The sequence below is a fragment of the Glutamicibacter sp. AGC84 genome (genome assembly GCF_053543575.1).
The window spans coordinates 170,999-178,765 of record NZ_JBLVOC010000020.1; the positions used below are offsets into that span (position 1 = coordinate 170,999).

The 7,767-nt window shown below is 58.8% G+C and carries 10 protein-coding genes; 6 read left to right on the top strand and 4 right to left on the bottom strand.

Annotation, left to right across the window (positions count from 1 at the left end; translation table 11 throughout):
* Positions 1–18: 18 nt before the first annotated feature.
* From ACNPN0_RS13115 to ACNPN0_RS13130, 4 genes are all read right to left on the bottom strand, one after another.
* Complete coding sequence (locus ACNPN0_RS13115) at positions 19–1,212, bottom strand: glycosyltransferase (RefSeq protein ID WP_434690420.1); 1,194 nt, start codon at positions 1,210–1,212, stop codon at positions 19–21.
* A gap of 67 nt (positions 1,213–1,279) precedes the next feature.
* Complete coding sequence (locus ACNPN0_RS13120) at positions 1,280–2,257, bottom strand: alpha/beta fold hydrolase (protein WP_332727066.1); 978 nt, start codon at positions 2,255–2,257, stop codon at positions 1,280–1,282.
* A gap of 281 nt (positions 2,258–2,538) precedes the next feature.
* The gene (locus ACNPN0_RS13125; protein WP_448938931.1) at positions 2,539–2,976 is read right to left on the bottom strand and encodes a hypothetical protein; all 438 of its coding nucleotides are present in this window, start codon (positions 2,974–2,976) and stop codon (positions 2,539–2,541) included.
* Positions 2,948–3,190 carry a hypothetical protein gene (locus ACNPN0_RS13130; RefSeq protein ID WP_426734472.1) on the bottom strand — a complete coding sequence of 81 codons (243 nt, stop codon included), beginning with the start codon at positions 3,188–3,190 and terminating at the stop codon, positions 2,948–2,950. The genes ACNPN0_RS13125 and ACNPN0_RS13130 overlap by 29 nt, the downstream gene beginning before the upstream one ends.
* A gap of 360 nt (positions 3,191–3,550) precedes the next feature.
* On the opposite strand from ACNPN0_RS13130, the gene ACNPN0_RS13135 reads away from it, so the two are divergent.
* The 6 genes from ACNPN0_RS13135 to ACNPN0_RS13160 all read left to right on the top strand — a co-directional run bounded on the left by ACNPN0_RS13135 (position 3,551) and on the right by ACNPN0_RS13160 (position 7,747).
* On the top strand, positions 3,551–3,775 hold the full coding sequence (locus ACNPN0_RS13135; RefSeq protein WP_448938628.1) for a hypothetical protein: 225 nt from the start codon (positions 3,551–3,553) through the stop codon (positions 3,773–3,775).
* Complete coding sequence (locus ACNPN0_RS13140; RefSeq protein ID WP_448938629.1) at positions 3,772–4,044, top strand: helix-turn-helix domain-containing protein; 273 nt, start codon at positions 3,772–3,774, stop codon at positions 4,042–4,044. Before ACNPN0_RS13135 ends, ACNPN0_RS13140 begins: the two co-directional genes overlap by 4 nt.
* 414 nt (positions 4,045–4,458) lie before the next feature.
* A complete protein-coding gene (locus ACNPN0_RS13145) occupies positions 4,459–4,584 on the top strand; it encodes a hypothetical protein (protein WP_426734467.1) in 126 nt (41 codons plus the stop codon).
* Positions 4,584–5,462 carry a hypothetical protein gene (locus tag ACNPN0_RS13150; RefSeq protein ID WP_448938630.1) on the top strand — a complete coding sequence of 293 codons (879 nt, stop codon included), beginning with the start codon at positions 4,584–4,586 and terminating at the stop codon, positions 5,460–5,462. Before ACNPN0_RS13145 ends, ACNPN0_RS13150 begins: the two co-directional genes overlap by 1 nt.
* A 21-nt stretch (positions 5,463–5,483) precedes the next feature.
* Positions 5,484–6,470: a hypothetical protein gene (locus ACNPN0_RS13155; protein WP_448938631.1), complete on the top strand. Its 987-nt coding sequence runs from the start codon at positions 5,484–5,486 to the stop codon at positions 6,468–6,470.
* A gap of 71 nt (positions 6,471–6,541) precedes the next feature.
* Complete coding sequence (locus ACNPN0_RS13160) at positions 6,542–7,747, top strand: hypothetical protein (protein ID WP_448938632.1); 1,206 nt, start codon at positions 6,542–6,544, stop codon at positions 7,745–7,747.
* The last annotated feature ends 20 nt before the right edge of the window (positions 7,748–7,767 follow it).

Here is a 7,767-nt window from a genome sequence, read left to right on the forward strand (position 1 = left end):
GCCAAGCCACTATTGCATTCAACGTACTTGGCGCTCGGACTGGGCGACACGGTAGCTGGCCAGGGTGGCCACGGCCGCGCGTTCCCAGGTGAAGAGGGCCGAATGTTCCAGCGCCCCATGTCCGGCAGCGGTAATCTGTTCAGGATCCCGGGCCAGTTCAAGCAGCTTGGCGGCCCAAAGCTGGGCATCAGGCTCGGTCATGAGCCAACCGGATTCGCCGTCATTGACGGCGTAGGCCAACCCTCCCACCGCATTGGCCAACACCGGCGTGCCGCAGGCCTGCGCTTCGGCGGCCACCAACCCGAAAGTCTCGGAGAGCGACGGTACCGCAACGACATCGGCATTGGCGAAGACGAGCGCCAGCTTCTCGGGGGATAGCGGATCGAAGAACCGGACGACGTCCTCCAGGCCGTGGCGTTGGACTTGCGCTGGCAGGTCGTAGTCCGTTGCCCCGGACAGCGCGCCGAACAGCGATGCGGTAATGCGCAGGGCTGGATCCTCGCGACGCGCGATGCCCATGGCTTCGAGCAGAAGATGGGCTCCCTTCAGCGGTTGCATGCGCCCGGCGTAGACCAGGTGCAAGTCATCGTCGCCCAGAGGCCGGCGCAGCTTGTCCTGATCCGGGTGGAAGATGCGGTGGTTGACGCCCGGCAGGACGATGTCGAGCTTGTTCGAGTCCACGCCGTAGAAGCGCTGCAGCTGTTTCGCCTCGACGGGCGTGTTCGCGATGATGCGCGCGCAGTCGGCGAGCAGCTGCTTCTCTGCTTCCTTCCGCTTCCCCGGCTCGGGGAGACCTGATTCGTGTTCCTTGGCCGCCGCCGAGGTGTGCATCGAGACCAGCAAGGGAGCGGACCAGCGCTGCGCCAGTTGCAGCCCCACCATTCCGGAGAGCCAATAGTGCCCGTGGACGACATCGAACTTCACGCCGTGCAAGTGCGTTGCGATTTCCTCCGCGGCCTCGTCGATGATCGCCGGGAGCTGTTCCTTGGCAAGGTTCCGATGGGCAGCGATCTGCACCTGATGCATCCACACGCCCTCGCTGACCTGGAGCGACTCGGATTCGTTGGCGGTGCGCGTGAGCATGTGGACTTCGTGGCCCAGGGCGCCCAGCGCATAGGAAAGGTTCTGGATGTACACGTTCATGCCACCTGCATCGCCGGAGCCCGGCTGCTGCATCGGTGAGGTATGCAGGGAAAGCATGGCTATGCGCATGTTCAGTACTCCAGTAGTGCTGTGCTAGTGACGGAATTTTTCGTTCAAAACTCCGCCTCTGATGCTATCAAGAAGCCAGGTCGAGCATTTTCGCGTTTGCCGACGTCCAGTGATCGACCATTTCTGCTCCGCCGTGGCCATCGGTCTCGCAGATAACCAGTGAGGAAGCTGGCCAGAGCTGGTGAAGTTTCCATGCGGTCATTGAAGGTCCGGAAACATCGGCTCGTCCGTGGATCAAAACGGCCGGCAGGTGCCGGATCCCAGCCATATTCTCGATGATCGGCGGCTGGCAGAAACCATCATGGGCCCAGAAATGAGTGGTCAGCCGTGACATTGAATGCCGGAAGCGGCGGTCATGCCAGCGCGGATCGCGGATGACCTGCTCCGATCCGAGGGAAATGTGGGTATCCTCCCATAGCGCCCATTCGCGGGACGCCGCATCGCGAAGTTCCAGATCGGTGGAGCCGAGCAGTTGCGCGTAGGCCTCGACCAGTCGCAGTTCACCCGCCGCGTAGGCCGGAATGTGGCTGCTGGCGAATCGCGAGAAGCGGTCCCATGCTTCCGGGAAGAGCGCTCCAACAGTCTCGGTGATCCATTGGACTTCTTCACGGCTCGTTGTCGTGACGGCAAAAAGCACCATGCCGACGACGCGTTCGGGATGGGCCTGTGCGTAGGCGAGAGCCAAGGTCGAGCCCCAGGACACGCCATTGATAATCCATTTCTCGATACCCAGCCCGACACGCAGCGTTTCGATATCGGCTATCAGCCGCTGGGTAGTGAATTCTCCGATGTCCGTATCCGCAGCGGCTGCCGAGGGGAGAGAACGTCCGCAACCGCGCTGTTCAAAACCAATGAGGCGAGTACGGGACAGATCCCAGCGGTTCCGGTAGCCGCTCGCGCCGAGTGTTCCTCCTGGTCCACCGTGCAGGTGCAGTGCCGGGATTCCCCCGGGACTGCCGAACTCTTCCCAGTACAGCTGGTGGCCGTCATCAGTTGGCATGAGCCCCTGCTGGGCGGGGACGTTGCCCGGGGAAGAATCAGTCATATAAGCACTTTACGACAGCACACCTGCAAGCGCGGCGGAGGCAGGCGCCGCATCCTCAATCGAGGGCGGGGAGCTGTCCGGATTAAATAAAGAAATCCCCGGTTGACCGAAGTCAACCGGGGATTCTACCTGTGCGCGAAAGGGGACTTGAACCACTATTTCGCCTTGTCAGACCGGTTACGACTCTATTTAGTTGTTGCTTCCTCGCGGGAAGTGTTGCTAAGTGTTGTTCTTTGTTGCGTTTCTCGTTGACGGGGTCAACACCGGAAACCGAGGTGTAATTACATGCCGGACTCCAAAGCTTCCAAATGCGAAAGGCGAGCGATGATCGCCTCTGTTCCCTTGGGTTTAATATTGGGCCGCTCTGGCGGCCAGGCTTCTACCCATCGGCGCAGTACCCGGATCGCATCTTTGCGTCGTCCGAGCTTTCGGTAAATCGATGCTGCTTTTTCTGCGTAATACGGTTGCGGCTCCCGGGAGTCGTATTGAACCAGGGAGTGCGTGACGTCGATGATCCTTTCCAGCAAGACCACCATCTCCTCGTACTTCTTGTCGGCTTCCATCTCGATCAGATCCTGCACGTGGTCAGCCAAGTCTTTTCCCTCTAGCTTGCGCAGTTTCCAGAGGTGTTCCATGTTGATCGCATCAATGATGCGCTGGATCTGATCCGGTTGAGGCGGTGGAGTGTATTCAAGCCGCATTCGCGCTGATGAACTCACGGACAACAGAAACGACGGCTGTTTTCTGGCCCTTGGTCATCTTCTCTGCTCCGAGCGGGAGCTGCAGGGCGCCAGTCGAGAATGTTTCAACCGTCCATAGCCCCAGGCTGACTCCGCAGGCCTGGACGACGGTCTGCGGGCTTACGCCAAGGCCCTTGGCTAGCCCGGTGATGGTCGTCAGGTTAGGGAATCCGCGTATGCCGCTGTGGGCCATTCCGCTGATGCGTCCTATTGTCGGCGTGCCGCCGCAGTCTTTGCTTAACTGTTTGAGGGTTCGTCCGCCAAGCATAGAGTTGATGAGTTCTTCGATTCCGCCTTGCATTTCTTCCCCGCTCGTAGTGTGTCAAGTGACTTTTGTTATGTCAGCCAAGCTAAGCGCATTTCTATACTGAGACTTTTTGCTGATAATGCTGAATCTACAGTGCGTGAGATGAAATATTCAACAAGGTTGAAATAGTTTCGTATACAGGTTTTCAATCAGACTGAACGAATCAGCTGACTAATTGAATTGCTTGGGAGAGGGAATTTCGCATACTCTCGGAGGAAGCATGCTGGAACTCCCAAGGACGGAAATATGAAACTCCGCAATCCAATGCTTCTGCGGGCCATCACCAAGCCCGGCGAAGCTCAGCTCATTTCCATTACGAACCTCGCAGCGCGCTGCAAGGTCACGCCGGGGCATCTCTACCATTTGATTACTGGACGCAGGGAGGTGGCTCCCGAAGTTGCGGAATGCATCAGTGAAATCATTTGCAAGGAGCTTTCGACGGCACTATTCGAGCAGGGTGAAAGCAAGTGAATGTTGCCCTGTATTCGCCCGAAGAAGTAAGTGTCGAGCTGCGCCGCAAGGTTTCGCCGTGGACGATCCGCAAATTGGCACGTGAGAAGAAGATTGCGCATACCCGGGTCGAGCGCGGAAAGATCCTTTTCACCGAGGCGCAGGTCAAGGCATTCCTGGAGAGCTGTGTGCGGCAGGCGGATTCGGCGCCTGAGGTAGAGCCGGAAGCTTTGGCATTCCAGGGGACTTCGAGATCACCCAGGGCTCGCGCTGGCGCTGCAACAGTTTAGTTAAAAGCGAAGTGCGGCGTCGGAAACTCCCAAGTCCCAACAACGCCGCACTTCTGCCAGCTGGGTACCACCCCGTGCTGGCTGATGTGGTCGATTACCAGTCGGCCACAGTGGCGCCTGTGGCGCCTTGTTGCAGGCGTGAGATGGAGATCAAAACGCCTGCGGTGTGGGGAGACTCTACAATCCACCCACGGGCAATAACCTTATCAGTTTGATCTGATCATTCAGGGCGTGAGCTATTCTGTCAGTGGACTTAGGTTTAATGAAATAGTAAAAGTTCTTGCGAGATTGAATGAATGTGTGTACGCTGATTATTACGGGGTTAAAAACCACAACACCGTGACTCCCAAGTCCCACCCGCGGCCACCAACCGCAACCGGCCACCAACCGGATTCCTCAAAGGAGACTCTACAAATGGGCAAGCACACCCAAAAACTCGTTATCACTTCACGTGGCGAACGGGTACTCCACACTCTCGCAGGTCTCACCATCCTCGCCGCTATCATTCTCACCGGCTTCCTCGACGGGGCGTCGCTCTAATGACTGCCACCCCAGCAACCATCGAACGCGGGCTGACATTCAAAGAATCAAGTCACCGCTACAAACTCGACGGCCAGCCAGTCAGCGGCGTAACGACGATCATCGGCGGAGGAGTGCCAAAGCCAGCCCTCGTCTGGTGGGCCGGCACCGTCGTAGCGCAGTGGGTCCTTGACCCGATCAATTCCACCCATCTGACAGGGCTGCAGTCCGGCTATACAGGCGAGAAGGGTGACCCGTCGCTGAAATTCCTGCAGCTCCTCCCGAACCGTGAACGCGACGCAGCGGCGAAACGCGGCACGGCAGTGCACGACCTCGCCGAACAAATCAACCTCACCGGCGGAGCCGACGTGCCTGAGGACCTCGAAGGGTTCATTGAGGGATACCTGGCATTCCTCGAAGAATGGCAGATCACCCCAGTACTGGCTGAAGTCATCGTCGGAAGCCGCGAGCATTGGTACTCCGGCAAAGTTGACCTCTTCGCCCAGTCGCCACTACTGCAAACTGCTGAGGAAATCGCAGCTGGCTGGGTCATCGAAGTGGATCTGAAAACGTCCAAAGGCGTCTACATGGACACGGCCCTGCAGACCGCGGCCTACGCCAGAGCCGAGTTCTATATGGACGGGGAAATCGAAAAGCCGATCCCGCCCGTCTCCAAAGCATTCGTAGCCCACGTGACACCCATGGACCGCGAAGGGGAGAACGCCAGGTACGGAGACGAGCCGTTGGGCACCAGCTTGTACCTGCTGTCGGATAGCCCAGAAAAAATTGACGAGCACTTCCAGCACTTCCTTCACGCCAAGGCCGTCCACGAAGACGCCAAAGTGCGGGGAAAGATCAAGCTTGAACCGCTCACCGTCCCCGCCCTCAACGCTGCCTAACTACAAGAAAAGAGAAGAATCATGAGCATTCAGCCAGCAAACCCTGCACCAACCAGCGCAGAACTAGCCATGCCCACCATGCCCGGCGCCGCCGGCATCGCAGGCCTCGAATCATGGGTCAACGCCCTCAGCCACGCGAACAAGATCGCCAGCTTCATGGCCCAGTCCAATTTCGTCCCGACGCCCCTGCGGTCGAAGGGCAAGGGCAGCTTCAAATCCGTGGACGAGCTGACCCTGGACGTCACCGCAATCATCATGGCCGGCGCATCGATCGGCTACGACCCATTCCAGTCCGTCCAGCATATGTTCATCGTCCACGGTTCTCCGGCAATGTACGCCCGCTCAATGGTTGCCTTGGTCAAATCCCACGGCCACAAGCTCGACCAGGCTTCATCGACACCGGAAGCCGTAACTGTCCGGGCCCGCCACCGTGACGAAAGCGAATGGCACGAGTTCACCTGGACCATCCAGCGCGCCACGCAGGCCGGATACACCAGCAATCCCAAGTACAAGTCCAACCCTCAGGAAATGCTGTACGCCAAGGCAGCAACTGAAGCATGCCGCCGAATGTTCCCAGAAGTGCTATCCGGCATTTCACCGTACTCGGTCGAAGAATCGGAACTCGAGGACCTGGGTGAGCAGCCGACAGCTGGCAGCGCGACAGAAGCACCAGCGAAGACCCGCAAAATGTCACGCAAAGCGCCAGCAAAGTCCGCTGCACCAGCTGTCGCGGCGCCGGCCGCAACCGTAGAACCGGCACAAGCCGCACCAACGACCTTGCCGCCAGAGCCTGAAGAGGTCGGCGCCAACGTTGATACCCAGACCGGCGAGGTCCAGGACGAAGGAACACCAGCTGCCTTGGAGCTGTCCTGGGACGAGAAGATCGAACAGCGTGAAGGTGATGCAGTAGCACTCCGAAGCCTCTACAACGAAGCCCAGGCATGGGGCGCCGACCGCGAAACCCTCGATCGCATCGTCACCGCAGGGCAGAAAGCCTCCCAGCCGTAACCAACCCCCAACCCCGGTGGCCAGCCTCACCAGCTGGCCACTAACACCACCCAATTTAGGAGACTCCCATCATGGCTAAGACCCAAGAAATCACCCTCAACGGATTCCAGCGCTTGGACTACGTGCAGATTGCACCGAAAGGCTCCCTCGTCGCCATCAGCGGACGAAACGCCCAAGGCAAGTCCAGCGTCCTCGACGGGCTGGAAGCAACCATCATCGGCCACAACAAACGCGACGTGCCACGCCCAGTCCACGAAGGCAAGAAGGCTGCAGAGAACATCCACGTCCTCGACAACGGGATGCAGCTGATCCGCAAATACAAGGCAGACGGATCCTCCACCCTGACCGGCAAAACTGCTGACGGAACGAAAGTTGCCCAAGCAACCCTGAACGGCATGCTTGGGGCCCTGGGCATGGATGCCGGCGCATTCCCGCTGCTCGATGACAAGAAGCAGCTGGCCGCGGTCCTGAATCTGGTCGACCTGCCCTTCGACCCAGCTGAGCTTGCGCTAGATCGGAAGCAGTTCTTCGAAGAACGCACTCGCGTCAACACGCGAGTTGGCGACTTCGAAGCTCAGCTGAAGCAGTACGAGGAATTACCGGACGACTTGCCAGCTGCCGAGGTGAGCGTTTCCGAACTGCTCGACCAATACCGGGCAGGGCAGGAAATCAACACGAAGATCTCGAACACCGTCCGCAGCGTCCAGCATTGGGAGAGCGAAGCCGAACGTCTCAAACGAGAACTCGCAGATGTCGAGAGGAAAGCGGTCGAAGCTTCGGAAGATGCATCCAAGCTGCCCGAGGAAGTGGACCTCGCTGAGATTCAGTTGAAGATCGACGGTGCAGAGGAAACCAACCGGCTCGTACGCAAGAAGCAAGAACGCGGATCCCTGCAGTTCCAATACGAAGCGACCGCGGAACAAGCCAAAGCGCTCACTCAGAAGATCGCCGACATCGACAAGAAGAAGAGCGACGGCCTCGCCGCAGCAAACTTCCCAGTCCCCGGCATGAGCTTCGACGACGAAGGAGTACTGCTCCACGGCCGCCCATTCCGTAAGGCATCCACCCGCGAACAGACCATCGCATCCGCCCGACTGATCATCGCCTCGAAACCCGAGCTGAAGGTCATGATCATCCGCAACGGATCCGACCTGGACAACGACGGCATCCAGGAACTCCAAAACCTCGGAGACGAGAACGGCTTCCAGATCTGGGTCGAATTCGTCGACGAATCCGGCGAATTCGGCTGGACCATCGAAGACGGAAAGATCGCCTAAACGGCAAAAGAGAAGTGGGG

What these genes read in the sequence shown, in the direction of transcription:
- ACNPN0_RS13155 (WP_448938631.1), top strand. Translation starts at nt 5,484, where the DNA reads ATGAGCATTCAGCCAGCAAACCCTGCACCAACCAGCGCAGAACTAGCC.
- ACNPN0_RS13120 (WP_332727066.1), bottom strand. Translation starts at nt 2,257, where the DNA reads ATGACTGATTCTTCCCCGGGCAACGTCCCCGCCCAGCAGGGGCTCATG.
- ACNPN0_RS13145 (WP_426734467.1), top strand. Translation starts at nt 4,459, where the DNA reads ATGGGCAAGCACACCCAAAAACTCGTTATCACTTCACGTGGCGAACGG.
- ACNPN0_RS13160 (WP_448938632.1), top strand. Translation starts at nt 6,542, where the DNA reads ATGGCTAAGACCCAAGAAATCACCCTCAACGGATTCCAGCGCTTGGAC.
- ACNPN0_RS13150 (WP_448938630.1), top strand. Translation starts at nt 4,584, where the DNA reads ATGACTGCCACCCCAGCAACCATCGAACGCGGGCTGACATTCAAAGAA.
- ACNPN0_RS13135 (WP_448938628.1), top strand. Translation starts at nt 3,551, where the DNA reads ATGAAACTCCGCAATCCAATGCTTCTGCGGGCCATCACCAAGCCCGGC.
- ACNPN0_RS13130 (WP_426734472.1), bottom strand. Translation starts at nt 3,190, where the DNA reads ATGGCCCACAGCGGCATACGCGGATTCCCTAACCTGACGACCATCACC.
- ACNPN0_RS13115 (WP_434690420.1), bottom strand. Translation starts at nt 1,212, where the DNA reads ATGCGCATAGCCATGCTTTCCCTGCATACCTCACCGATGCAGCAGCCG.